This window comes from Brevibacterium sp. FAM 27836 (genome assembly GCF_051351055.1).
Taxonomy (GTDB): domain Bacteria; phylum Actinomycetota; class Actinomycetes; order Actinomycetales; family Brevibacteriaceae; genus Brevibacterium.
The window spans coordinates 1,630,126-1,654,683 of sequence record NZ_CP195711.1 but is presented as its reverse complement, the minus strand read 5'-3'; the positions used below and the strand labels follow the sequence as shown (position 1 = coordinate 1,654,683).

The window sequence follows — 24,558 nt, the reverse complement described above, 5'->3', positions numbered from 1 at the left end:
CAAGGGAGATGACAATTGACTGCTACCAACCTGGCCCCGACGAAGAAGGGCTTTCCCGCCGGAATCACCGAGGAGCGGCTCGATGAGTTCCGGGTCCGGCTCGACACCCGTCGGGTCGGCTTCTCGCTCGAGGCACCGTTCTATACGGACCCGAACATCTTCAACCTCGACATGCAGGCCGTGTTCGGACAGCACTGGGTCTTCGCGTGCAGTGTCGCTGAGATCCCCGAGCCGGGTGACTTCGTCACGCTCGACTACGGTCCGTATTCGATCATCGTGCTCCGCAACGACGACGGCGGCGTCAACGTCATCCACAACGTGTGTCGGCATCGCGGCGCCCGCGTGCTCACTGAGCTCAAGGGAACGACCGGCAACCTCGTCTGCGGTTACCACTCCTGGACGTACTCTCCCGAAGGTGACCTCATCCATGCTTCGGCTCCCGGCGAGATGACCTTCGACAAGTCCTGCTACTCGCTCAAGCGGGCTCACGGCACGATCGTCGCCGGTCTGGTGTTCCTCTGTCTGGCGGAGGAGCCGCCCACGGATTTCCACGAGACGGCGAAGATCTTCGAGCCCTATGTCGGCCCGCATGAGCTGGCGAAGACGAAGGTCGCCTACCAGCAGAACATCGTCGAGGAGGCCAACTGGAAGCTCGTGATGGAGAACAATCGCGAGTGCTACCACTGCGATGGACACCCGGAACTCGCCTGTTCGCTGTTCCCGACCTGGGGACTGACCGATGAGACCATCCCGCCCCACCTCGAAGACGTCTGGGACCGCAACCAGCAGGCCCAGGCCGCTCTGGAGTACCGCTGCCGCCGCTACGGACTGCCCTATGACGTCGTCGAGGAGCTCGACACCCGCATCGGCGGGATCCGCATCTCCCGGGAATCCCTCGACGGGCAGGGGGAGTCCTTCTCGGCCGACGGACGCAGACTCTCGAAGAAGCTCCTCGGCGACCTGCCGGACTTCCGACTGGGTCGCTGCTCGATGCACCTGCAGCCGAACTCCTGGTTCCACCTGCTGGCCGATCACGTCGTCACCTTCGCCGTCTTCCCGATCGGCACGGACAAGACCCTCGTGCGCACGACATGGCTCGTCGCCGACGATGCGGTCGAAGGGGTCGACTACGACCTCGAAACGCTCACCCACACCTGGAAGCAGACGAACCTGCAGGACAAGGCCTTCGTCGAACTCTGCCAGCAGGGGGCGGCGAGTCCGTTCTACGAGCAGGGGCCCTATATGAAGAGCGAGTACCAGGTTGAGGCCTTCATCAACTGGTACGTGCAGCGGATGCGGGAGCACGTGGGATGAGATCCTCCGCAGTGCCCGCGCTGCCGTTGGCCCAGCGGGTCCGAGGCCTGGAGATGCCGTGGAACCGCGTGCTCTCGGGCACCTCCGGCCCGGCCGGAGCCGCCACCGCCTTGGGGCCCTGGCATCCGCAGGAGTTCACGGCCGAATGCGTGGAGACCATCCCCGAGGCGGGAGGAATGATGGTCTTCGTCTTCCGTCGCACGGACGGTGCGCCCCTGGCGTTCCGATCGGGGCAGTACATCAACATCGACTTCCCCGCTGACGGACCGCATGCGGAACCGGTGTCCCGCAGCTACTCGATCTCGTCGGCGCCGACCGAACCGTGGACATTCTCGATCACCATCAAACGGGATCCCCAAGGGAAGGTCTCGCAGTGGGCGCACGCGAACATCAGGCCCGGCACGACGCTGGACATGCTCGGGCCGGTCGGTGCCTTCCACCTCGCCGACTACGATCGCCGGGCCCGTCTCCTGCTCTTGGCGGCCGGAGCCGGCATCACCCCGCTGATGTCGATGATCCGCACCGTGCATTCGCTGCCCGGCCAGGCCGATGTCGTCCTCGTCTACCATGGAGCGGCACCGGACTCCTTCGCCTTCTCCGACGAGCTCGACTTCCTCGCCACGGTGGACTTCCGGATCAAGGTCGTCTACTGCCTCGGCGATCGGGAGTGCGACGAGGAGTGGCCGGGTCGGACCGGTCGGCTGTCGGCATCGCTGCTCGACGACCTCGTCCCCGACGCGAACGGCCGACAGGTCTTCGCCTGCGGCCCGGAGGGGTATCTCAACTCGGCGACCGACCTGCTGCGCGCCGTCGGAGTCGATGACACCTCGGTGTTCATGGAGTTCTTCTCCGGCGACCGCGAGATCCGGGCCGAATATGCCGAAGAGGTCGCCATCGCCGGTGAGATCGCCGAGGAGATCGCGGCGTCGACCGAGGAATACTACGAGTCCCAGCCGGCCGCGCTCGACATGTACGAACCCGAGTACGACGCCGACGGTCCGATCGAAGCGACGGGTGCGCCGATCGAAGCCGTCGACGCCGAGGCGGTCGTGCCCGACGAGGACCCGAGCCCCGCCTCGGCGACGGATTCGAACGAAGATGACGAAACCACCGTCGTCGACCCCGCCGTCCTGCCTACTGTGGGGGAGGGGGAGCACACGATGTCGTTCGTGCGCTCGGGTCTCAACGTCCGCATCGGGGATGAGGAGACCGTGCTCCAGGCCGCGCGGAAGGCGGGAGTGAAGATTCCCGCGAACTGTCAGGAGGGCATGTGCGGCTCCTGCAAGTCCATCAAGCTCGACGGCGACGTCGAGATGAATCATCAGGGCGGCATCCGCGCCAGAGAGATCGACGCGGGCAAGTTCCTGCCGTGCTGCTCGACGGCGAAGTCCGACCTCGTCATCGACGCCTGAACCGGTCGGTTCGGGCACAGTCTCGAGTGAGTCGAAGGAGACCACATGACACAGCAGAAGGACATCGATGGCATCGACCCCGTCCGCCCCGATGTCTCCGCTCGCCGAATCGGTGAGGGGAGCATCTCGGTCGACGAAGCTCCACTGAACCGACTCGTCATCGTCGTGGCGATCGCGGCTTTCGGTGGTATCTTCATCGACGGCTACATCCTCGGCGTCATCGGCGGAGCGGTCGGTCCGGCGGCGGCCGAACTGGAGCTCTCGGCACTCGGCCAGGGGCTCATTGCGGCCAGCGCACTCATCGGCATCTTCATCAGCGGACTGTTCTTCGGGCGCATCGCCGACCGTTACGGACGCAAACGGGTGTTCTTCTGGAACCTCGTCGGCTTCGTCCTCGTCTCACTGGCTCAACTCTTCGTCGTCGGCACGTGGGATCTTGTGGCGATGCGGCTGCTGCTCGGTCTGCTCATCGGCGTCGAGTATGCGGTCGGCACGGCACTGCTCGCGGAGTTCACTCCGCGTCGTCACCGCAGCGTCCTGCTCGGCTCGATTGCCGCCTTCTGGTTCATCGGCTTCATCTCAGCCTTCGTCGTCGCCCACCTCTCGAGCCCCGACTCCTGGCGTCTGCTGTTGGCAAGCAGCGCGCTGCCGGCGTTCGTGGTGCTCATCGTGCGGATGGCACTGCCCGAGTCTCCGCGGTGGCTGCAGGCGCAGGGGCGCACGGAGGAAGCACAGGCGATCATCTCCGCACACTATGGGCCGCAGTACGCGCTGCCACCTGCCCCCGCAGAGGTCGTCAAGACTCGGCTGCGCGACTTCTTCGCTGAGAACGACACCCGCACCATCGTGTATTCCGGACTGTTCTGGTTCTGTCAGGTGGGACCGTTGTTCGCGATCTTCACGTTCATCGTTCCTGTCCTCGACGACCTCGGCCTGAATAACGGATTCTCGACGGATCTGCTCATGAACGGGCTCCAGCTCCTAGGCGCCGGTGTGGGACTGTGGCTTCTGTGGCTGCTGCCACGCCGCACCTTCGTGAACTGGACCTTCGCTCTCATGGTGGTTCTGCTCGTCTTCCTCGGCGGGTGGACGGAACTGCCGCCGCTGGTGACTCTCATGGTCTTCGGAGCCTTCGTGCTCATCATCACCGCTTCGAACAGCATCCAGTACGTCTACCCGCCGGAGATGTTCGTGACTCGCTTCCGCAGCACCGGCGTCGGCTATGCCGCGGCATTCAGCCGTGTCGGGGCCGCTGGAGCCACTTATCTCTTCCCGGTCACGCTCGACCACCTCGGGGTATCGAGCACCCTGCTCATCGCGGCGATCTTCCCACTCATCGGGTTCATCGCTTCGATCTTCTGGGCACCGGAAACCAAATACTCCGCATTGGACGCCTGAGCGCTGCTCGAGAGTCCACTGCGACATCATCCTCCATCACCCTCACCAACAAGGAGTACTCTGTGCCGAACGCATCACCACGAGTCGTCATCATCGGAGCCGGCATCGTCGGCGCCAATCTCGCCGACGAACTCGCGCAGTTGGGCTGGACCAATACGCTCGTCGTCGAGCAGGGCCCGCTGGCGATTCCCGGCGGATCGACCTCGCACGCGCCGGGACTCGTCTTCTCCTCGAACCCCTCGAAGTCGATGACTGAGTTCGCGCAGTACACGATCGAGAAACTCACGTCTCTCACCGGCCCCGACGGTCGCGGCTCGTTCCTGCCCGTCGGCGGACTCGAGGTCGCCACGACCGGAGAGCGGCTGCAGGATCTGCACCGACGGGCCGGTTGGAATCGGTCCTACGGCGTCGAAGCCCATGTCATCGACGCAGATGAGTGCGCGAAGCTCTTCCCCATGCTCGACCGGGAGATGGTCCTCGGAGGGCTGCTCACCCCCGGCGACGGACTCGCTCTGGCCGCGAAGGGCACCCAGCTCGTCATTGACCGCGCCCGAGCCGCAGGAGTCGAATTCCGCGACCGGACCACGGTCACCGACATCGAAACGACCGGCGGCAGGGTCAGCGCAGTCATCGCCGGTGAGGATCGGATTCCTGCCGACATCGTCGTCTCCTGCGCCGGTTTCTGGGGCCCGAAGATCGGGGAGATGGTCGGAACGACGATTCCCCTGCTGCCCTTGGGCCACCAGTTCGCGTGGACGACCGAGGTGCCGTCCCTCGTGGGGAAGAACGAGCTGCCGGCCGGAGCTCAGGCTCCGATCCTGCGCTACCAGGACAAAGACCTCTACTTCCGCGAATGGGGCGAGCGGATCGGCATCGGCTCCTATGCCCACCGGCCGATGCCCGTCGACCTCGACACTCTGCGCACCTACTCGCCCGAGGAGATCACGGAGGAGGTCATGCCCTCGAGCCTCGACTTCACCCCGGAGGACTTCGTCCGCGAATGGGAGGCCAGCCAGGAGCTGCTGCCGGAGCTCGCGCAGACACAGGTCCAGCGCGGCTTCAACGGCATCTTCTCCTTCACCCCCGACGGCGGATCGCTCGTGGGCCAGTCGCGGGAGGTCGACGGGTTCTTCGTCGCCGAGGCGGTCTGGGTCACCCATGGTGCCGGCATCGCGAAGGCCGTGGCCGAACTCATCGCCCTCGGACGCTCGAACACCGACCTGTCCGGCATCGACCTCAACCGCTTCGAGGACGCGCTGACGACACCCGAGTACGTCAGCGAGACCTCGCAGCAGAACTTCGTCGAAATCTACGACGTCATCCACCCGCTGCAGCCGCGCGTATCACCGCGTGACCTGCGGCTCAGCCCGTTCAACGAACAGCAGAAGGCCCTCGGCGCGTTCTTCCTCGAGACGAACGGGTGGGAGCGCCCGCACTGGTACGAAGCCAATGCCGCTCTGCTGAACGAGCTGCCGGAGGAGTGGAAGGCACCGCCGCGGGACGAATGGGCCGACAGGTTCCACTCGCCGATCGCAGCGGTCGAAGCCTGGAAGACGCGGACGAATGTCGCCATGTACGACATGACCGCGCTCAAGCGCTTCGAGGTCAAAGGCCCGGGCGCCGGCGAGCTGCTCCACGGACTGACGACCTCGTCGATGCTGCGCAAACCCGGCGCCGTCAGCTACACCCTGCTGCTCGACGAGGCCGGCGGCATCACGAGCGACATCACCGTCGCGATCCTCGACGAAGAGACCTACCAGGTGGGAGCGAACTCGAACATCGACTTCGCCTCCATCACCCGGGCGGCCAAGCACCAGAGCGCGGCCGACCCGAGCAAGTGGGCCACCGTGCGAGAGACGACCCCGGGCACCTGCTGCATCGGACTGTGGGGACCGCTCGCCCGCGAAGTCATCTCTGAGGTCAGCGACGACGACCTCAGCAACGACGGACTCAAGTACTTCCGCACCAAGCAGATCACCCTCGGCGGCATCCCCGTCACAGCGATGCGCCTGTCCTATGTGGGAGAGCTGGGATGGGAGCTCTACACCTCCGCTGACCTGGGGCATCGCCTGTGGGACGTACTGTGGGAAGCCGGTCGGGACTACGGCCTCATCGCCGCAGGACGCGAGGCCTTCAACTCGCTGCGCCTGGAGAAGGGGTTCCGGTCCTTCGGCTCCGATATGACCAGCGAACACGAACCGATGCAGGCAGGACTCGGCTTCGCGGTCAAGGCTTCGAAGACCGATGACTTCCGCGGAAAGGCCGCCCTCGCGGACCGGGCTGCGGCGGCCACGCAGAAGCTGACATGCCTGACGCTCGATCGGCGCGAGGACGTCGTGCTGGGCAGTGAGCCCGTGTACCTGATGGCGAGCTCCGCGGGGACGGCCGATGCGGAGGTGGGCACCGCCTCGGCGACGGGGCGGACGCCTGCCTCGACGGGCGGTGCGGACGGCTATGTCACCTCGGCGGCCTATGGGTACTCGATCGGGAAGTCGATCGCCTACGCCTGGCTGCCGAACACACTGAGCGTCGGGGACGGCGTCGAGATCGAGTACCTCGGGCGCCGTCTGCCGGCCACCGTCACGGCCGAACCCATCTTCGACCCGGAGATGACGCGCCTCAAAGGTTAGGTGGGCAGGCACTCCGGCTGCAGGGGCCGGAATTCATCGAAAAACGCATTGAGTGTCGAGAAACGGGTGTGCGCACGCGTGTCTCGGCACTCCGCGCGTGTCTCGGCGGGCACGTGCTGAGCTGCGGCGGCGAGGGGAGACGGAGGGACTGCCACGACACCGATGTTCCATATCGTGGATTTTCTTTGACCATCTGATGGGACCGGGAAAGTATGAGGGACAGTGCTCGTCCCGCAGAGCCCGGTACCCGAAGGAGTGTCCATGTCAACGCCTGCAATCATCGGCTGGTCCCACGGCAGGTTCGGCCGGTCCGAGTCACCGCTGCCGCAGATGATGGCCGACGTCGCCCGTGATGCCATCGCCGATGCTGGCCTCGAGCCGACCGATATCGACGTCATCCACGTCGGCGTATTCAACAACGGACTCTCCCGCCAGGGCTTCGAAGCCGCACTGCCGGGCACCGTGTTCCCCGAACTCGCCCGCATCCCGGCCCACCGGCACGAGAACGCCTGTGCCACCGGATCCGCCGCGATCTTCGCCGCCCACGACACGATCGCCGCCGGCCGCCACCGCACCGCGCTGGTCATCGGCGCCGAACGCATGACCCAGGCCTCGGGCCACGACGTCAACGAAGTGCTGCTCAGCGCGAGTTTTCGCGAAGAGGAAGAGCACCTGAAGTCCTTCGCCGGAGTATTCGGCGAGATCGCCCGACAATACTTCGACCGCTATGGCGATCACTCCGAGGCCCTGGCCAAGATCGCCGCGAAGAACCACGCCAACGGCGCACAGAACCCATTGGCCCACATGCAGAAGGACCTCGGCTTCGACTTCTGCAACACCGTCGGCGCCACCAACCCCTACGTCGCCGAACCCCTGCGCCGCACCGACTGCTCGATGGTCTCCGACGGTGCCGTCGCCCTGGTCATGGCCGCCGAGGAGGTCGCCGCCTCCGCCCCGCAGGCCGTGACCTGGCGCGGAATGGGCAACGCCAACGACGTGATGCCGCTGTCACAGCGCGATCCGCTGGAGATGGCCGGCGCCCGCGCGGCCATGGACCAAGCGCTGCAGTCCGCCGGCATCAGCATCGATGCCCTCGACCTCCTTGAGACCCACGACTGCTTCACAATCGCCGAACTCCTCGAATACGAAGCCTTCGGACTCGCCGCCCCAGGTCGGGGCCACACCCTCCTCGACGAAGGTGCGACCGCCATTGACGGTCGCCTGCCCGTCAACCCCTCCGGCGGGCTCAAAGCCAAGGGGCACCCCATCGGCGCCACCGGAGTCTCCATGCACGCCCTGGCCGCCGCCCAGCTGACCGGCCGCTCGCCCGGCATCCAGATCGAGGGCCCGGAACTCGCGGGAGTCTTCAACATGGGCGGCGCCGCCGTGTCGAACTTCGCCTCCGTGCTCGAGCGCGTTCGCTGATGCGCACAATCTCCCAGACCTCCCCGGCCAAGGACTTCACGCCCACACCTCGGCGCGGGGTCAACGTCTCCCACTTCCTCACACAGACCGCCCGACGCCTGCCCGAGCGGCTTGCCGTCGTCGACGACGATCACGGGCAGCGCTGGACCTGGGCCGAACTCGACGCCCGCGCCGAGGCGCTCGCCGCCGCCCTCCAAGCAGGCGGGGTCGGCCGTCGCGACACCGTCCTCCTGCTCTCGGCCAACCACGCCGAGGTGATCCAGTCCTTCTGGGGAATCCTCCGTGCCGGAGGCGTCATCGCCCCACCGAACGCGGCCTTGTCGACCGAGGAGCTGCTGGGCATCAGCGCCGAGGTGGCCCCCGCCGCCGTCATCGCCGACCGTGCCCACTCCGACTTCGTCGCCGCGCTGGTGGCCGAAGGCTTCACCGGCCCCGTCCTGTGGATCGGCGAGCTGCCCTCATCGAGCGGACCACTTCGCGCCGAGGGGACCGGCTCCAACGAGTCCTCTCGACGCGAAGTGGTCCCCTCGGCGCACGCGCCTGCGGCCGTCGACTCCACCGTCGACGAAGACGACCCCTGCTGGTACTTCTTCACCTCCGGATCGACCGGCCGACCCAAGGCCGCGACGTTCACGCACCGCCACCTCGGCGCGGTGCTGACGAACCATCGCTGCGACCTCTTCCCCAACGAGGACGAGACCGGAGCCTCCCTCGTGCTCGCGCCACTGTCGCACGGGGCGGGCATCCACATGCTCGCGCAGGTCTTCGGCGGCACCCCGTCGATCATCCACCCAGGCGGCAAGCCCAGCCAGGAGTCGCTGTGGCCGGCCATCGACGCCTACGGCATCACGAACGCCTTCACCGTGCCGACGATCCTCAACCGCATCGTCGCCGGCTGCCCGGACGGACGCGGACCCGAGGACCACACCTTGGAGCGCATCATCTACGCCGGTGCCCCGATGCTCGCCGCCGACCAGGCACGCGCTCTCGAGCGTCTCGGCCCCTGCCTCGTCCAGTACTTCGGGCTCGCCGAGGTGACCGGAGCGATCACGGTCCTCGGTCCCGACGACCACGGCCGGATCCCCGTCGACTCCGCCGGCATCGGCACCTGCGGGCGTGCCCGCACCGGAGTCGAGATCATCATCCTGAACGACACAGGCGCGGAACTGCCCGTCGGCGTTCAGGGCGAAGTCTGCGTGGCCGGGCCGACCGTGTGCGCCGGCTACCTCGGCCGTCCCGATGCGAACGCCGAATCCTTCGCAGGAGGCGTCTTCCACACCGGCGACATCGGCTACCTCGACGCGGCCGGCTACCTGTTCCTCACCGGCCGGAAGTCGGATATGTACATCTCCGGCGGATCGAACGTCTATCCGCGTGAGATCGAAGAACTCCTCCTCACCGACACCGAGGTGGCCCAAGCCGTCGTCGTCGGCGTGCCCGATCCGCAGTGGGGAGAGATCGGCGTAGCCGTCATCGAACGGACGGTCCCCGCCGCTGCCGATGACCTGGAGGAACGACTGGACCGGCTGTGCCGATCAAGGCTCGCCGCATACAAAGTGCCCAAGGAGATCCACTTCGTCGAGACCATGCCGGTCACGGCGTACGGCAAGCTCGCCCGCAAGGAGATCAAAGCCGAATATTCGCAGGGACGGGGCAGCGCACGATGAACACGGCAGGCAGGCTGGCGGGCACGACGATCATGGCGATCGGGTGCGGCACCCCGGACGGGGAGGTCAACAACGGCTTCGCCGCAGCGATCGCGTTCCTGCGCGAGGGTGCGCGCGTGTGCATCGTCGACCGCGATCCGAACGCCCTCGACCAGGCACAGCGCGCCCTCGCCGAGGCGGCCGCCCGGCCCGAGACCGACCGCGGTGGCCACGGCGGGCAGGGCCGCCTCGGCGGGGTCGATCTGGAATCCCACCTGACCACGGCCGTCGCCGATGTCGCCGACGAGGACTCCCTGGCCGCGGCCTTCGCCCACTGCGCCGAGCGCCTCGGCGGACCGACCGTGCTCCACTTCAACGTCGGCGTCGTCGTCAACGGGGGAGTCGACGAACTTCCCAGCGACGGTTTCCGCCGGGCCCTCGACATCAACCTCACCGGCGCGTTCACCGCGATCAAGCACGCGCTGCCGCACATGCGTGCCGCGGGCACCGGGTCGATCATCACGGTGTCCTCGATCGGCGGGATGCGCTTTATGGGGTATGACTACCCGGCGTATGCGGCCTCGAAGGCCGGACTCATCGAACTGACGAAAGTCGTCGGCGCGCAGTACGCGGGCGAGGGCATCCGCGCGAACTCGATCGCCCCGGGCCTCATCGAAACCCCGCTCATCCACCGTTCGATCACGGGCCACTACGACTCGGTCGAGGACATGCTCGCCGCCCGGCACGCGCAGTCGCCGACGGGGACGATGGGCCGGCCCGAGGACGTCGCGGATCTCGCGGTGTTCCTCGCCTCGGACGAATCGGCCTACATCAATTCCACGCTCATCCCCGTCGACGGGGGACTGACCCACTGGGCGGGGATGCCGAAGCGGTGACCGGCGGGGCCGCCTCGGGGCAGCAGCGCGCCGAGAGACCACGAATGTGACAGGGAAATAGGGAGATGAAGGAGGCAATGGTGCCGAGAACACGGACGACGAGAACCATGCTCGTGTGGTCCGCCGTGCTGATGGTGTGCGCCCTGCTGCTGGCGGGGTGCGGAACGAACTTCGGCACCACGGACGACGGCAAGCAGCGCTACCGGTGGAAGATGACGGTGACGACCGGGTCGACCTCGACGTGGTACCTCGCGGCGGAGAAGTTCGCGAAGGATCTCGAGGCGGAGACCGACGGGCGGATCACCATGAAGGTCTTCGGCAATGAACGGCTCTCCGCCGGTGAAGCCACCGCCGGTGTCGAACAGCTCATGGACGGGGCGAAGGACTTCTCCTACAACTCGCCGATCATCTACGCCGGCGTCGACCCGCGCTTCGGTGCCGTGACCGCGCCGTTCATCTTCGACACCGTCGAGGACGGGCAGAAGGCGCTCGCCGGCGAAGGCGGGGACGTCTACGGCGATTACCTCGCCGAACGCGGAGTGCACCTGCTCGGCTTCGGCGAATCCGGGATGCGGCAGCTGACGAACACGCACCGGCCCATCCACACCCCCGAGGACATGCGGGGCATGAAGTTCCGCATTCCCGGCTTCGGCATGTACACCGACCTCTACCGGCAGATCGGGGCGAACCCGACGACGATGCCCTTCGGCGAGGTCTTCACCGCCCTGCAGCAGGGAGCGATCGACGGGCAGGAGAACCCGATCGACGTCATCTACTCGGCGAACCTGCAGGAGGTCCAGCCGTACCTGACACTGTGGAACTACTCCTACGATCCGCTCATCCTCGGCGTGAACAAGGACCTCTTCGACTCCCTGACGCCGGAGGATCAGAAGCTTGTCACCCGCCTCGCCGGTGACGTCAACGAGTTCCAGATCGAGAAGAACCGCGACGGCGAAGAGAAGCTCATCGCAGAACTCAAGGACTCCGGCATGGAGGTCAACGAACTCAGCGATGAGGAGAAGGACGCCTTCCGCACGAAGCTGAGTCCGATCTACAGCGAATACCGCAAGGTCTGGGGACCGGACATGGCCCAGGCGTTCATTCCGAAAGGACTGTGAGATGAGAGCCATCAGATTCTTCGAGGACTGGGTCGTCATCGCCTCGTTCATGGTGATCGTCCTCGTCACCTTCGTCAACGTTCTCTCCCGTTACATCTTCAAGGCCTCACTGGCCTTCTCCGAGGAGATCACCATCAACCTCCTCGTCGTGCTCACGATGATGGGAGCCGTCGTCGGGATCCGCCTCGGCGCGCATCTCGGGTTCACCTACCTCGTCGAGCACGCGAAGGGCCAGGTCCGCCGCTTCCTGCTCATCGCCGGCACCGTGCTCATCGTCGCCTTCCTCGCTGTGCTGCTGATCTGGGGCGGCGAGATGACGATCGCGCAGGGTCTGCGCGGCCGGGCCACCCCGTCGCTGGGGATCCCGCAATGGCTGTTCACCCTGTCCATCCCGCTGGCCGGTGCGCTCGGAGTGCTGCGCAGCATCCAAGCCCTGCGGACGGCTCTGCATGAGGACACCTCCGCCGAGGCGGTCATCGAGCGCCTCGCCGTCGAAGCCGCCCCGGTCATCGACGCTGACGAATTCCAGGGAGGCCGGAAATGATCACGCTCCTGCTCTTCGGCAGCTTCTTCCTCTTCCTCGGCCTCGGGATCCCGGTGGCCTTCTCCCTCGGCCTGGCCGCCGTCGTCACCCTCGTGACCACCGACGGCATCCAGGTCCTCGATGTCGTGCCTTCGGTGATGTTCCCGTCGATGAGTTCGGGCACGCTGCTGGCGATCCCGTTCTTCATCCTCGCCGGCATCGTCATGCAGTACACGGGCATCTCGCAGCGGCTCGTCGACCTTGCGTTCCTCATCTTCGGTCGCCTGCGCCACGGCCTGGCCGCGGTGACGATCATCTCCGCGTTCTTCTTCTCCGCGATCTCCGGATCAGGGCCTGCCACCGTGGCGGCGATCGGTGCGATCCTCATCCCGGCGCTCGTGCGCAACGGGTACCAGAAGAAGCACGCGGTCTCCCTCGTCGCGGCCTCCGGATCGATGGGCATCGTCGTCCCGCCGTCGATCGCGTTCATCATCTTCGCCGTCGTCGCCGCCGAGTTCGGATCGATCTCGATCTCCCGGCTCTTCATCGCCGGCATCGTGCCCGGCATCATCATGGCCCTCGCCTTCTTCATCGCCGCCCTGTTCGTGCCCCGGGTGCGTGAACTGGCCGGCCTGCCGGTGAAGGCGAAGACCGACACCGAGGCGGCCGCCGGGTCCGGCGCGACCGGACCGGCAGCCGGCGCCTCCACGTCGGCGAATGCTGCGCCCGGGTCGGCGAACGGTGCGTCCGGAACCGGCGGTTCGGGTGACCGTGCGGCAGGGTCGAAGACGCAGCTGCTGACGACGAACGGGAAGGCCGCCTCGGCGAGTTCCGGGGTCTCCGGTTCAGGACCGGTCGGGTCTGGGGACCCGACTGCCACGGTCGATCCCGAGGGCGGGTTCGGGGAGATCCTCACCGCTCTGGTCAAGGCGATCCCCGGTCTGCTCATCCCGGTGATCATCCTCGGCGGGATCTACGGCGGCATCTTCACCCCCACCGAGGCGGGAGCCGTCGCATCCGTGTACGCGCTCATCGTCGGGGTGTTCGTCTACCGGGAACTGACCTGGAAGGACATGCCGAAGGTGTTCCTCGAATCCGGGGTCTCGACCGCGGTCATCATGTTCATCGTCGGCGTGGCCAGCCTGTTCTCCTACGTCATCACCGTCGAAGGAGTGGCCGATCGGATCTCGTCCGCGGTGCTGTCGGTGACGGACAACAAGTACCTCATCCTCGCGGCGATCACGATCATCCTGCTCATCGTCGGCGCCTTCGTCGACGCGATCAGCGCGTTCTACCTGTTCATCCCGATCCTCGTGCCGATCCTCATCGGCGTCGGTGTGGATATGACGACGATCGGTGTGTTCATGACCGTCAACCTCGCCATCGGTCTGTTCACCCCGCCGGTGGGACTCAACCTCTACGTGGGCGCGGGCATCGGGAAGATCAAGCTCGAGGAAGTGGTGCGCGGGATCGTGCCGTTCCTCGTCTGCGCGATCATCGCCCTGCTGCTCATCACCTACATCCCGGCGCTGTCGAACTGGCTGCCCGATCTGCTCGGGGTCGGGTAGACGGGGCTGCCGCCGCGGCATCGGCGCCTTCGGGTGCCGGTGCCGGGTGAGTTCGACCGGGCGCCGGACGGCGCTTCACTCAATTCTTCTCAAGGAGAGTCATGGAACCGTATCTGCTCACGAACAAGACCGCGCTGGTCACGGGGGCCGCCCAGGGCATCGGCCTGGCCATCGCCACGGCGTTGGCCGACAGGGGCGCCTCGGTCGGCATCGTCGACCTCAAGGGTGCCGAGGATGCGGCGGCGGGCCTGGCGCAGACGTACCCCGAGCAGCGGTTCGCCGCGTTCTCCCTCGATGTCCGTGACGTCTACGAGGTGACCGCCGCGGTGGGGTCGTTCGTCGAGACCTTCGGCTGCCTCGACATCCTCGTCAACAACGCGGGCACGGCCGCGCGCATCGGCATCGACGAGATCACCGCCGAACAGTGGCAGCGCGACATCGAGACCAACCTCGGCGGGACGTTCAATTTCATCAAGGCCGCCGTCCACCCGCACATGGCCGAGGCCGGTTGCGGGTCGATCATCAACATCTCCTCGATCTCGGGCATCAACGGCGGAGCGGTCTCCGACGGGGAGGCCGGTGCCCGGTCCGGCCCGGCCTATGCGGCGAGCAAGGGCGGGATCATCGCCCTGACGAAGTGGGTGGCCAAGGAATACGGCCGGCAGGGCATCCGCTGCAATTCGGTGGCGCCCGGCCCGGTCGAGTCCGCGCTCACTGTCGGGCAGACGTACGACACCTCGGGGCAGGCGCTCGACCGCATGGGGCAGCCTTCGGAGATCGCCGAGGCGGTCGCCTACCTCGCCACCGACGGTGCCGCGTTCACGACCGGACAGATCCTGCGTGTGGACGGTGGGGCCGTGATGTCCTGAGCTGAGTCTGAGCCTCTGCGGAGACGCCCCGGTGTACGAAGGTGCCGGGGCGCCTGTATGCGCTGGTCAGCGGGTGCGTCTCAGGCCGTGCGGCGAACGAAGAGCTCGAAGGTCACGGCCACGGGATTGGCGCCGGATTCGAGGGTGCCTCCGGCGACCTGGCCCGCGACGTCGACGACTTCTCCGGTGAGGACGACCTGAGGGGCTGCGTCCTGCGCACCGGCTGGGCTCGACCCGAGTGAGGTCGCCGTGGTTGAAATCGCCCCGGTCGAGGTCGCACCGGTCACGGTGCCGCTCAGATGCGTGAACTCGACGGCCGGCCACGGAGCGGAGCCGTCGACGAAGACCGCTCCGGTCGTGCTTCCGAGGCTCGCGGTCACCTCGGCGGAGTCGAAACCGGCGCTCCGGCAGACGGCGAGCACCGCCTCGTCGAGGATCTCACCGGGACGAATGCGCGAGACCACGGCATCGGGTGGGCGCGGGGTCAGGCGGTCCGACTCGGATGGAGTCGGTGCTGCCGTCGGGCTGGGGGAGGCCGGTTCGGTCGGGTGAGGAGCGAAGGCAGAGAACCCGGTTTCGGCATCGACATCGCTGATCAGCCGGGCATCGGGCAGCGCGAACACGCGGACCCGCAGACCCTCCGGCCCGGCAAGGGTGCCCGGCAGCAAGTGGCCGCCCTTGATTGTGCCGTCGGCTTGCGTCCACGAGGCATGAATGTGGCAGAAAGGTGTGCCGTCGCGGAGCCCGACGGTGGCGGCGGCATGGGCCAGCCGCGTGGGGCAGTCGACTGTGAAGGCTTCGGTGAAGGACATCGGGTGCGCGGCGTCGGGGCCGTAGGCGGGGTGGACGAAGGCGATGTGCCCGAACTGACCGGAGACGAATTCGACGGTGAGCCCCTCGACGGCGAAGTCGGCCAGCGACCGCTCGAGGGCGGCGAAGACATCGGTGCCTTCGGTGAGGTCGATGATGTGCTCCGTGAATCGGGTGGGCACGGAGACGATGCGCGGGTGCTGAGGCAGCCCGGCGTGGACGACGGCGGTTCCCGGTGTCTGGAGGGGAAAGGTCGGCTGCGGCAGATTCCGCGTCTCGGCTCCGTTGCTCATGTCTCGATTATCGTCGGCGGCGCTCGCCGGTGTCGCCGAGGATCCATCTTGTGGAACAACAGGACGTCGCGGCCGCGCTGAGGAGGCGCGAGGGACGATCAGGCGTTCGATGGGACGGTGGCGGCCGCCTCGGCGTGAGCGCGCTTCTGACCGCGGTGGCCGATGATGGTTGCGATGGCGATCATGACGGCGACGAGGGCGATGCCGATCCACTGATTGAGCGCCAGCGTCGCGGCTCCGGCGAGGGCGCCGAGGAGAATGAGGATGACGGCCAGCAGGCGCCGGACCCAGCGGACGCTGCTGCCGCCGGCCAAACGGGAATCAGAGGCGAGCCCGACGATCGTCGAGGTCACGACGACGGTGGTGACGTCGGCGATCTTCATCTTCCTCGCTGCCGCGGCCTGCGCGCCCATGAGAGCCGAGAGCGCGGAGGTGAAGATCGTGCCGGCGAGGCCGATCTCGGGATCGGGCACGAGACCGACGTAGAGCGAGAGGCCCGCGCAGCCGGCGGCGACGATGCCGAAGATCAGCGTCGTCCGGCGGTGCCAGGCTTCGCCGATGTCGCCGAGGATCCGGCCGGACAGGGCGGCGCCGATCATGAAGAAGACGAGTGCGAGGGCGGGGCGCAGAACCGGAACGTCTTCGGCGCCGGCCAGGCCCATGCCGAGGATGACGACGTTGCCGGTCATGTTTCCGGTGAAGACCTTGTCGAAGCCGAGGTAGCCGATGGCATCGACCATGCCGGTCGAGAAGGTCAGCAACAGAAGCATGGCCAGGTCGAGTCGACGTGTCATAGGTGCCCTTTCGTCGGCGCTGAGGATCGGCGAGCAGGCCGTAGCTCTGGGCCTTTGAACGGAGATGCTTCTCAGCGGATTCCACAATTCGGAATTATCTTTTTATTTGTATACAAAACATTAGGTTCGCTATAGATTGTATGCAACTAAGCGTATAGATCTGCAACCACGAGGGAGTGCGAGTGAAGATTCGGATAGTCGCGGCGCTTGCCGGCGCCGCACTGCTGGCGGGATGTGTCCCCGTTCAGCCGTTGGAGGACCCACCGGAGCGGACGGACGTGAAGTCGGTGAGTGCCGACGCGGCGGAGTTCGAAAAGGGCGGTAACCTCGTCATGGCTCTCTCGTCGGAGCCGGATCGGCTCGACCCGACCACTTCTTCGTCGCTGTACACGCGCTATGTCATGCAGACTATGTGCCAGAAGCTCTACGACATCGACGAAAACGGTGAGATCGTCCCGATGCTCGCCACCGAACTGCCGATCATCTCGAACGGCGGTGAAACGGTCCGGATTCCAGTCAAGAGCGGCGTGAAATTCGCAGATGGAACGGATTTCGACGCCGAAGCGGTCAAAACGACCATTGAGCGTGGGCTCAACCTTGAGGAGTCCTCACGGGCGGCTGAGCTCGGGCCCATTTCGTCAGTCAAGGCTGTCAACGACCACACGGTGGAGGTCGACTTCGATAAGCCCTTCGCCCCATTCACTGCTGCTCTGGCTGATAGGGCGGGCATGATCTTGTCTCCCGCGGCGCTGGAGGAACACGGTGATGACTTCGGCGACCACCCTGTTTGTGTCGGGCCCTTCAAATTTGAGAAGAGAATCGCCCAGACCTCGATCAAAGTCGTCAAAGATTCCAACTACTATGACGCGGACTCGGTCCACCTTGATTCGATCACTTATCAGATCATGACCGACGCGAACATCCGAGCCGCGAATATACGATCTGGAGATGTGCAGGTTGCGGACACGATCTCTCCTCAGGACGTCGACGCTCTTGACGCGGAATCGGGAATCGGCCTTCTGCAGTCGGACTCGCTCGGCTATCAGGGGCTGACCGTCAACATGGGGTTCGGGGAGAACAAAGAGAACTTCGGCGGCCCGCTTGGTCAGAAGGCGGAAGTACGCAAAGCCCTTTCAATGGCGATCGATCGTAAGGCATTGGTCAACACGGTCTTCAACGGGTGGTTCTCTCCAGCCTGTTCCGGCATTGCGCCAGACAGCCCTTTCGCTACTGAGGCCAGCAACGGATGTGTCGACTACGACCCGGAGGGGGCAAAGAGGATTCTGGAAGATGCCGGAGTGGAGCTGCCGTTGGAGGTGAACATGAAAGTCGCGAACACTCAGGACACCCTGCGTTTCGCTCAGGCTGTTCAAGCCGCGACCAAAGAAGCTGGCTTCGACATCAAGGTTCAGCCGACTGAGTACACTGCGCTGCTCGATGCTCAGGACCGCGGAGACTACGAAATGCTTCAGTTGGGCTGGTCGGGACGCGTTGATCCGCATGGCAACTTGTATTCGTTCCACTTCCCAGGCGCCGCAAACAACGTCACCGGAATCGATGACTCTCAGATCAACGACCTGCTGACCAGGGCCAGTGAAGAGACTGACGAGAAAAAGCGTGCTGATCTATATGGGCAAGCCTCTGAGCGGATGCGAGAGACAAACTCGATCATCTACCTCTACCGCCAGAAGAACCTCACCGCCTACACGGAAGACGTGGCAGGAATCGACGTCTTCTCTGACGGTGTTGTTCATCTTTCGGAAGCTGGCTTCCTGACGGGCGGAGGCCGGAAATGACCCGCTTTGTTCTCACCAAGATCTTTCACTCGATCATCACCTTCGTCCTCTCCGGGGTAGTCATCTTCTTCGGCGTCAGAATGTTGCCAGGCGACCCTGCGCTGGCAATGGCGGGGGAAGAAGCAACTCCAGAGAAGCTCGCAGCAATCCGCGGTGAACTTGGTTTGGATCAGCCGATGCTGGTGCAGTTCATCAAGTTCCTCGGATCGATTGTCACAGGCGACCTCGGTGAATCCACACGAACCGGGCTGCCGGTCACGGAGATGATCGCCACCACCTTGCCGGTCACTCTGTGGCTTGCGCTCTACGCGATCGTCGTTGCTATCGTCGTCGGAATCGCGCTCGGCATGATCGCAGAGAGGTTCCGCGGACGCTGGCCGGAATTCGGCAGCAATTTCATTGCCTTGCTCGGCCTTTCGGTCCCCAACTTCTGGCTCGGACTCTTGGCGATCCTCGGTCTTGCAGTCGGCCTCGGCTGGTTCCCTGCGTCAGGATACGTCGACATCCTTTCCGATCCGCTCAAGGGAATCTACTACCTGACGCTTCCAGCTGTGATTCTGGGGACCAGCCTCGCCGCTGTCATCACACGTCAGACCAGAGCATCGATGATTGAGACCATGGGCACGGATTATGTTCGAATGGCCCGCGCCAAAGGGCTTTCGCGACCCCGGGTTCTCTTCCGCTACGGTCTTCGCAACTCACTGATCGTTCTCGTCACGATCGTCGGACTGCAGTTAGGTGGACTGATTTCCGGTGCCGTCGTTACCGAACGCATTTTCGCCCTCCCCGGGCTCGGCAAGCTCACCCTCGACGCTGTCTTCTCCCGCGACTATCCGGTCATCCAAGCGGTCGTGCTGGTGATCACTGCGTCCTACATTCTCATCAATTTGGCCGTAGACATCCTCTACTCGGTCATCAACCCACAGATTCGCGTCAGTGAGGATGCCTCATGAGCACACCACTCGTCACCAACACGGATAAGAAGACCCAAGGACTCGATCCTGAGTTCCACGCATCGTCCAACCGGGCCCTGTGGCTGCTCAAATCGATCTTCTCGACACCTTCGGGTCTCGTCGGCTCGATCATGGTCGTGGTCGTCGTGCTGATCGGAATCTTCGCTCCCCTGATCGCCCCCTACGGATATGCGCAGACGAATTTCGAGGTTCCGTTCCAAGTCCCCGGAACGGTCGGCTATGTGTTCGGCACTGATGATCTCGGGCGTGATGTTCTGTCCCGATTGGCGTTTGGTGTCCGCGCTTCACTTCAGGTGGGACTGATGGCCGTGGTGCTGGCGGTCGTGGTGGGAACACCCTTGGGGCTGTTGGCCGGCTATTTTCGAGGACTTGACTCGGTCATTTCGCGCTTGACCGATGTGACGTTGGCTTTCCCGTTCCTCATCATCGCCGTTGGACTTGCGGCCATCTCGGGGCCGAGCCTGACAAACGCGGCTACTGCGCTGGGCATTTCGCAGGTGCCGACGATGATTCGAGTGGTCAGGGGCGAGACGATGCGGCTGAAATCAGCTGATTTCGTCAAAGCAGCCATCGCGACCGACGCTTCGAAGGTCAGGATCCTAGGCATGCACATTCTGCCCAATGCCGCCTCTGCAATCATTGTCCAGGCTACGGTCATTCTTCCCACCGCAGTCATCGGAGAATCCATCCTGTCGTTCCTTGGCCTCGGAATCCAACCGCCCTCACCCAGCCTGGGGATCATGTTGTCGGACGCTCAGCAGTACATCTTCCGTGCACCGTCGACTGCGCTTTTCCCAGGCTTGGCGATTCTCTTCATCTGTCTGGCTTTCAACCTGTTCGGAGACGCATTGCGCGATGCTCTCGACCCCAATTCCAAGAAGGGACACTGACTTGTCGTTCACCACACCCCCTGAATTCACAACTCGTCCGACGCTCGAGGGCCACTTCGGTATGGCGGCTTCGACCCATTGGCTGGCGTCCGCAGCCTCTCAGGCAGTGCTCGAGAGAGGCGGCAACGCATTCGATGCAGCCGTTGCCGGTGCATTCCTGTTGCATGTTGTCGAGCCTCATCTCAACGGACCGGCCGGCGATATGACCGGAATCTTCGCCACAGCGGAGGAACCTGCGATGCCGAAAGTCATGATGGGGCAGGGGCCTGCTCCGGCAGCGGCCAGCATCGAACATTTTCGCAGGGAGGGACTCGACATGATTCCCGGGGCGGGGGCTCTGGCCGCAGCGGTCCCCGGAGCGGTCGACTCATGGCTCAACCTCTTGGAGCACCACGGCACGTGGGAGCTCGCAGATGTGCTCGATTTCGCCATTGACTACGCTGACAATGGTCATCCGGCGCTTGCGCGAACCGTCGGAACTATAGAGAAGGTCAAGGATCTCTTCACAGAGCACTGGCCGACTTCAGCGGAACAGTGGATTCCCGACGGCAAGGTCCCGAAAGCGGGGGATCTGATCTACAACCACGCCTATGCGGATGTCCTGCGCCGATTGATCGCGGCCGGCGACGGTGCTGATTCGCGTGAGTCACGGGTCCAGGCTGCCCGACGTGAGTGGAAGACGGGGTTCGTGGCAGAAGCGATCGCCGACTTCATCAGAGCGCCGCACCGTCACTCGACCGGCAGCGACCATGCAGGAGTCATGACTCTGGAAGACATTGCTGGGTTCGATGCTCATTTCGAAGATCCTGTGACAATCGACTTCCGCGGCTATCAGGTGGCGAAGATCGCAGCCTGGGGCCAAGGGCCCGTTCTGCTGCAGACGTTGAAGATCCTCGAAGGTTTTGCTGACGAGCGTTTGGACCCTTCATCCGAACTGGGAGCCCACACGATACTCGAGGCACTCAAGCTTGCGATGGCCGATCGTGACACGTATTACGGAGACGGCGATGTCGACCTCGAGTGGCTGCTCAGCGAAGAGTATGCCGCGCAACGTCGGGGTCTCATCGGCCCAACGGCATCACGCGAATTCCGACCGGGCACGGACCGGAATGGGGCGAGACCGAAGTTCACCCCACCGCTGATCCTGGAAGGCGCGGACAAAGAGGAGCTCATCAAAGCCGGCATCGGCGAACCGACAGTGCAGAAGAACGGGGTGAACAACGGCGATACCTGCCATATCGATGTTGTCGATCGCTGGGGCAACATGATCTCTGCGACCCCGTCAGGCGGTTGGATTCAGTCATCGCCGTTGGTCCCCGAGCTTGGGTTCTGCCTCGGCACGCGCTTGCAGATGATGTGGCTCGATGAGTCGGCGCCGTCGGCGCTGACACCTGGAAAGAGGCCCAGGACTACGCTTACTCCAACCTTGATCTCTAAGGATGGTGAGCCGATCATCGCCCTCGGCTCACCCGGAGGCGACCAGCAGGAACAGTGGCAACTGCTGCTGATCCTCCGGATGTTGGTGGGCGGGTATGCCGCGCAGGAGGCGATCGATGCTCCGGCGCTCCACACGACCTCTCTGGCTGCTTCATTCTGGCCCCGCACCTGGGTTCCAGGCGGAGCAGTTGTCGAGGACCGCCTCGGCGATGACGTCATCAACGGTCTTGTCGCACGTGGGCACGAGGTGACTCGAGCCGGGAGCTGGGACCTCGGTCGCCTGTCATGTGTGTCCAGAGATCCGGGGACCGGGCGGCTGACTGCGGGCGCCAATCCTCGTGGTGCGCAGGGATACGCGGCGGGAAGATGAGAAGCATGAGCGAAGAATTCGTACTTGAAGTCTCCGGGCTTGGAGTCTCCTACGACACATCGGTGCTCCACGACGTCGATTTCACTTTGGAACCAGGTGAACGGTTGGCACTCGTCGGCCAGTCTGGTTCCGGGAAGTCGACGACTATCGGTGCCATTCTGGGACTGCTGCCCGGTGCCGGGCAGGTCAGCAGCGGGTCAGTGAAGTATCGCGGTGAAGAGCTTGTCGGTGCGAGCCGTCAGCGCATGCAGGTATTGCGAGGACGATCCATTGCGCTGGTTCCCCAGGATCCGATGGCGAGCCTCAACCCGAGTATGCGGGTCGGCGATCAGATTGCCGATGCGCTGCGCGCCTATGGGGTGACGGGCTCAGCGGAAGTGACCAAGCGAGTCATCGGACTCATGACTGACGCCGGAATTCCCGATCCCGAGAACCGAAGGCGGTCCTATCCGCATGAGTTCTCCGGCGGAATGAGACAGAGAGTGCTTATCGCCATTGCTTTGGCCGGCGATCCTGATCTCATCATTGCCGATGAGCCGACTTCGGCTCTTGATGTGACTGTGCAGAAGCAGATTCTCGACCACCTGCAGGCGCTAGTCACTGAGAGGGGCATGTCTCTCCTCTTCGTCACTCACGACCTCGGAGTGGCGGGAGAGAGAACAGATACCATTCTCGTCATGCATCAGGGACGCGTCGTTGAGCGCGGTGCACCGGAGCAGGTTCTGGGGCATCCTCAGCATGAATACACGATGTCACTGGTCAAGGCCGCGCCGAGCCTGGTGGTCGACAGCGATGCGGAACACGCAGAAGTGGGCGAGGCTGATGCGGAGTCAGTTTCGTCGAATACCGTTTTGGAGATCAACGATCTGCATAAGGTCTACAAGCTGCGCGGAGGAGGCAAGGAGGTCCATGCGCTGCGAGGTGTGAGCCTGTCGGCGCGACGCGGAAAGACCACTGCGGTGATCGGTGAATCGGGGTCGGGAAAGTCAACGATCGCAAAGATCATCCTGGGCCTCGAGAAGGCGACAAGTGGAGAGGTCCTAGCAGGCGGTAGGAACGTTGACGCGACGTCTCGATCAGAACGCAGCATTCTTCGCCGGTTCAGCCAGCCGGTCTTCCAGGATCCGTTTTCGTCGCTGAACCCGATGTGGAGTGTGGAGCGGATCATTCGGGAACCACTCGACGTGTTCAAGATCGGCAATCGAACCGAACGGTCGAAAAAGGTCGCTGATGTACTCGATCAGGTGGCTCTGCCGAAGACGATGCTTGAACGGCGTCCATCGGAGCTATCGGGCGGCCAGCGCCAACGGATCGCGATTGCGCGTGCGCTGATCAGCGAGCCAGAGCTCCTGATCTGTGATGAAGCGGTGTCCGCACTTGACGTGCTGGTTCAGGAGCAGATACTTGATCTGCTGCGGAATCTGCAGAACGATCTGGGAGTCAGCTGCCTGTTCATCACGCACGACCTTGCAGTCGTCGCGAACTTGGCAGACGATGTTGTTGTGATGAAGAGCGGAGAGATCGTCGAGTCGGGCGCTACACAAGATGTGATTGACAGGCCCCAGGCCGAGTACACTCAGCGGCTTCTCGCCGCCGTTCCTGGTTCTGGTCTGCTCAATGTCTGATTCCGAGCCGACTCCTCCACTGCCATCCGACGGTGGCAGCGTCGGGTCCCGGATCCGCGCGGACATCATCGGCGGTCGACTCGAACCTGGGACGAAGCTGCGGGAGGCCGCGCTTGCCGAGAAGTACAAGGTCTCCCGGATTCCGATCCGGGAGGCGTTGCGCTCGTTGGAGGCCGAGGGCCTGGTCGAGTCGCGGAAGTACAGCGGATCGGTCGTCGCGCCTTCACCGATCGAGGACGCCGAGGATCTCTTCGAGATCCGCATCGTGCTCGAGGCGGCGACGGCAAAGCGCGCGGCTGTACGTGCTGCCGCACTCAACGCCAGCGACACTCCGGACCTCAAGTGGCGAGAGCTGCGCAAAGAAACCAATGACATCCTTGACGCCGGCGATGTCGTCATCGGTCAGCAGCGCTACGAAGATCTGGCCGTGCTCAATATGCGGTTCCACTTCGCTGTCGCCGAGCTCAGCGGAAGCCTGTCGTTCATCAGTCTGCTCCGCCAGATCTCGGGCAAGATCGAGTGGCTGTATTCGCTCAACGTCACACGTCGCGGTCCGCAGGCGTGGCCCGAACACCGGGAGATCATCGCGGCCATCGACGCAGGCCAGGAGGAGAAAGCGGCTGAGGTCATGGCACGCCACGTCCGCCGAAGTCGGGATTCCTACTTCGCCATGATGTCCGAGACTTCATCCTGAGGCAGAAGCTGCTTGCAGTGACATTTCGCTGAACTGCCATGTGCGGTTCATCGCTGAGACACCGAGATGCGGGTAT

At 64.5% G+C, this 24,558-nt stretch carries 19 protein-coding genes; 17 read left to right on the top strand and 2 right to left on the bottom strand.

Features of this window, described 5'->3' with window-relative positions; translation table 11 throughout:
* The first annotated feature begins 63 nt into the window (after window positions 1-63).
* The 11 genes from ACSE4D_RS07475 (at window position 64) to ACSE4D_RS07425 (ending at window position 14,799) form a co-directional block, all read left to right on the top strand.
* Window positions 64-1,314, top strand: a complete 1,251-nt coding sequence (locus tag ACSE4D_RS07475) for an aromatic ring-hydroxylating oxygenase subunit alpha (RefSeq protein ID WP_240689588.1) — start codon at window positions 64-66, stop codon at window positions 1,312-1,314.
* Complete coding sequence (locus ACSE4D_RS07470) at window positions 1,311-2,726, top strand: 2Fe-2S iron-sulfur cluster-binding protein (RefSeq protein WP_436326994.1); 1,416 nt, start codon at window positions 1,311-1,313, stop codon at window positions 2,724-2,726. The genes ACSE4D_RS07475 and ACSE4D_RS07470 overlap by 4 nt, the downstream gene beginning before the upstream one ends.
* Before the next feature lie 45 nt (window positions 2,727-2,771).
* On the top strand, window positions 2,772-4,124 hold the full coding sequence (locus tag ACSE4D_RS07465) for an MFS transporter (protein ID WP_436326993.1): 1,353 nt from the start codon (window positions 2,772-2,774) through the stop codon (window positions 4,122-4,124).
* Window positions 4,125-4,186: 62 nt separating this feature from the next.
* Window positions 4,187-6,754, top strand: coding sequence for a GcvT family protein (locus tag ACSE4D_RS07460; RefSeq protein WP_426936840.1), 2,568 nt, complete (start codon window positions 4,187-4,189; stop codon window positions 6,752-6,754).
* Window positions 6,755-7,015: 261 nt separating this feature from the next.
* Window positions 7,016-8,179 (top strand): thiolase domain-containing protein, encoded by a 1,164-nt coding sequence (locus tag ACSE4D_RS07455; protein WP_436326992.1) that lies wholly within the window; start codon window positions 7,016-7,018, stop codon window positions 8,177-8,179.
* Window positions 8,179-9,846, top strand: coding sequence for an AMP-binding protein (locus ACSE4D_RS07450; RefSeq protein WP_436326991.1), 1,668 nt, complete (start codon window positions 8,179-8,181; stop codon window positions 9,844-9,846). The genes ACSE4D_RS07455 and ACSE4D_RS07450 overlap by 1 nt, the downstream gene beginning before the upstream one ends.
* Window positions 9,843-10,721: an SDR family NAD(P)-dependent oxidoreductase gene (locus tag ACSE4D_RS07445; protein WP_425119197.1), complete on the top strand. Its 879-nt coding sequence runs from the start codon at window positions 9,843-9,845 to the stop codon at window positions 10,719-10,721. Before ACSE4D_RS07450 ends, ACSE4D_RS07445 begins: the two co-directional genes overlap by 4 nt.
* 77 nt (window positions 10,722-10,798) lie before the next feature.
* Complete coding sequence (locus ACSE4D_RS07440; RefSeq protein WP_436326990.1) at window positions 10,799-11,839, top strand: DctP family TRAP transporter solute-binding subunit; 1,041 nt, start codon at window positions 10,799-10,801, stop codon at window positions 11,837-11,839.
* A 1-nt stretch (window position 11,840) separates the two neighbouring features.
* The gene (locus tag ACSE4D_RS07435) at window positions 11,841-12,383 is read left to right on the top strand and encodes a TRAP transporter small permease (protein ID WP_135537542.1); all 543 of its coding nucleotides are present in this window, start codon (window positions 11,841-11,843) and stop codon (window positions 12,381-12,383) included.
* Window positions 12,380-13,930 (top strand): TRAP transporter large permease, encoded by a 1,551-nt coding sequence (locus ACSE4D_RS07430; RefSeq protein WP_436326989.1) that lies wholly within the window; start codon window positions 12,380-12,382, stop codon window positions 13,928-13,930. Before ACSE4D_RS07435 ends, ACSE4D_RS07430 begins: the two co-directional genes overlap by 4 nt.
* 101 nt (window positions 13,931-14,031) lie before the next feature.
* The gene (locus ACSE4D_RS07425; RefSeq protein WP_436326988.1) at window positions 14,032-14,799 is read left to right on the top strand and encodes an SDR family NAD(P)-dependent oxidoreductase; all 768 of its coding nucleotides are present in this window, start codon (window positions 14,032-14,034) and stop codon (window positions 14,797-14,799) included.
* Between the two features lie 80 nt (window positions 14,800-14,879).
* Here the strand turns inward: ACSE4D_RS07425 and ACSE4D_RS07420 are convergent, their stop codons facing one another.
* Together ACSE4D_RS07420 and ACSE4D_RS07415 are read right to left on the bottom strand one after the other, a co-directional pair.
* Window positions 14,880-15,902, bottom strand: a complete 1,023-nt coding sequence (locus ACSE4D_RS07420; RefSeq protein ID WP_436326987.1) for a PCC domain-containing protein — start codon at window positions 15,900-15,902, stop codon at window positions 14,880-14,882.
* A gap of 98 nt (window positions 15,903-16,000) precedes the next feature.
* On the bottom strand, window positions 16,001-16,696 hold the full coding sequence (locus ACSE4D_RS07415; RefSeq protein WP_436326986.1) for a YoaK family protein: 696 nt from the start codon (window positions 16,694-16,696) through the stop codon (window positions 16,001-16,003).
* Between the two features lie 182 nt (window positions 16,697-16,878).
* Between ACSE4D_RS07415 and ACSE4D_RS07410 the strand changes: the two genes are divergently transcribed.
* Genes ACSE4D_RS07410 through ACSE4D_RS07385 form a run of 6 tightly spaced genes read left to right on the top strand, consistent with a single transcriptional unit; the run spans window position 16,879 to window position 24,482 of the window.
* Window positions 16,879-18,492 (top strand): ABC transporter substrate-binding protein, encoded by a 1,614-nt coding sequence (locus ACSE4D_RS07410; protein ID WP_436326985.1) that lies wholly within the window; start codon window positions 16,879-16,881, stop codon window positions 18,490-18,492.
* Entirely contained in the window at window positions 18,489-19,445 is a 957-nt protein-coding gene (locus ACSE4D_RS07405) for an ABC transporter permease (RefSeq protein WP_436326984.1), read from the top strand. Before ACSE4D_RS07410 ends, ACSE4D_RS07405 begins: the two co-directional genes overlap by 4 nt.
* The gene (locus tag ACSE4D_RS07400; protein ID WP_436326983.1) at window positions 19,442-20,356 is read left to right on the top strand and encodes an ABC transporter permease; all 915 of its coding nucleotides are present in this window, start codon (window positions 19,442-19,444) and stop codon (window positions 20,354-20,356) included. The genes ACSE4D_RS07405 and ACSE4D_RS07400 overlap by 4 nt, the downstream gene beginning before the upstream one ends.
* Window positions 20,322-22,163: a gamma-glutamyltransferase family protein gene (locus ACSE4D_RS07395; RefSeq protein ID WP_436327125.1), complete on the top strand. Its 1,842-nt coding sequence runs from the start codon at window positions 20,322-20,324 to the stop codon at window positions 22,161-22,163. The genes ACSE4D_RS07400 and ACSE4D_RS07395 overlap by 35 nt, the downstream gene beginning before the upstream one ends.
* Window positions 22,164-22,168: 5 nt before the next feature.
* Complete coding sequence (locus ACSE4D_RS07390; RefSeq protein WP_436326982.1) at window positions 22,169-23,788, top strand: dipeptide ABC transporter ATP-binding protein; 1,620 nt, start codon at window positions 22,169-22,171, stop codon at window positions 23,786-23,788.
* Window positions 23,781-24,482 (top strand): GntR family transcriptional regulator, encoded by a 702-nt coding sequence (locus tag ACSE4D_RS07385; protein ID WP_436326981.1) that lies wholly within the window; start codon window positions 23,781-23,783, stop codon window positions 24,480-24,482. The genes ACSE4D_RS07390 and ACSE4D_RS07385 overlap by 8 nt, the downstream gene beginning before the upstream one ends.
* The last annotated feature ends 76 nt before the right edge of the window (window positions 24,483-24,558 follow it).

Bases quoted from the DNA above. Each gene is read 5' to 3' on its own strand.
- ACSE4D_RS07430 (WP_436326989.1), top strand. From the start codon at position 12,380: ATGATCACGCTCCTGCTCTTCGGCAGCTTCTTCCTCTTCCTCGGCCTC.
- ACSE4D_RS07415 (WP_436326986.1), bottom strand. From the start codon at position 16,696: ATGACACGTCGACTCGACCTGGCCATGCTTCTGTTGCTGACCTTCTCG.
- ACSE4D_RS07455 (WP_436326992.1), top strand. From the start codon at position 7,016: ATGTCAACGCCTGCAATCATCGGCTGGTCCCACGGCAGGTTCGGCCGG.
- ACSE4D_RS07425 (WP_436326988.1), top strand. From the start codon at position 14,032: ATGGAACCGTATCTGCTCACGAACAAGACCGCGCTGGTCACGGGGGCC.
- ACSE4D_RS07450 (WP_436326991.1), top strand. From the start codon at position 8,179: ATGCGCACAATCTCCCAGACCTCCCCGGCCAAGGACTTCACGCCCACA.
- ACSE4D_RS07445 (WP_425119197.1), top strand. From the start codon at position 9,843: ATGAACACGGCAGGCAGGCTGGCGGGCACGACGATCATGGCGATCGGG.
- ACSE4D_RS07405 (WP_436326984.1), top strand. From the start codon at position 18,489: ATGACCCGCTTTGTTCTCACCAAGATCTTTCACTCGATCATCACCTTC.
- ACSE4D_RS07400 (WP_436326983.1), top strand. From the start codon at position 19,442: ATGAGCACACCACTCGTCACCAACACGGATAAGAAGACCCAAGGACTC.
- ACSE4D_RS07420 (WP_436326987.1), bottom strand. From the start codon at position 15,902: ATGAGCAACGGAGCCGAGACGCGGAATCTGCCGCAGCCGACCTTTCCC.
- ACSE4D_RS07385 (WP_436326981.1), top strand. From the start codon at position 23,781: ATGTCTGATTCCGAGCCGACTCCTCCACTGCCATCCGACGGTGGCAGC.
- ACSE4D_RS07470 (WP_436326994.1), top strand. From the start codon at position 1,311: ATGAGATCCTCCGCAGTGCCCGCGCTGCCGTTGGCCCAGCGGGTCCGA.
- ACSE4D_RS07390 (WP_436326982.1), top strand. From the start codon at position 22,169: ATGAGCGAAGAATTCGTACTTGAAGTCTCCGGGCTTGGAGTCTCCTAC.
- ACSE4D_RS07395 (WP_436327125.1), top strand. From the start codon at position 20,322: ATGCTCTCGACCCCAATTCCAAGAAGGGACACTGACTTGTCGTTCACC.
- ACSE4D_RS07440 (WP_436326990.1), top strand. From the start codon at position 10,799: ATGGTGCCGAGAACACGGACGACGAGAACCATGCTCGTGTGGTCCGCC.
- ACSE4D_RS07435 (WP_135537542.1), top strand. From the start codon at position 11,841: ATGAGAGCCATCAGATTCTTCGAGGACTGGGTCGTCATCGCCTCGTTC.
- ACSE4D_RS07465 (WP_436326993.1), top strand. From the start codon at position 2,772: ATGACACAGCAGAAGGACATCGATGGCATCGACCCCGTCCGCCCCGAT.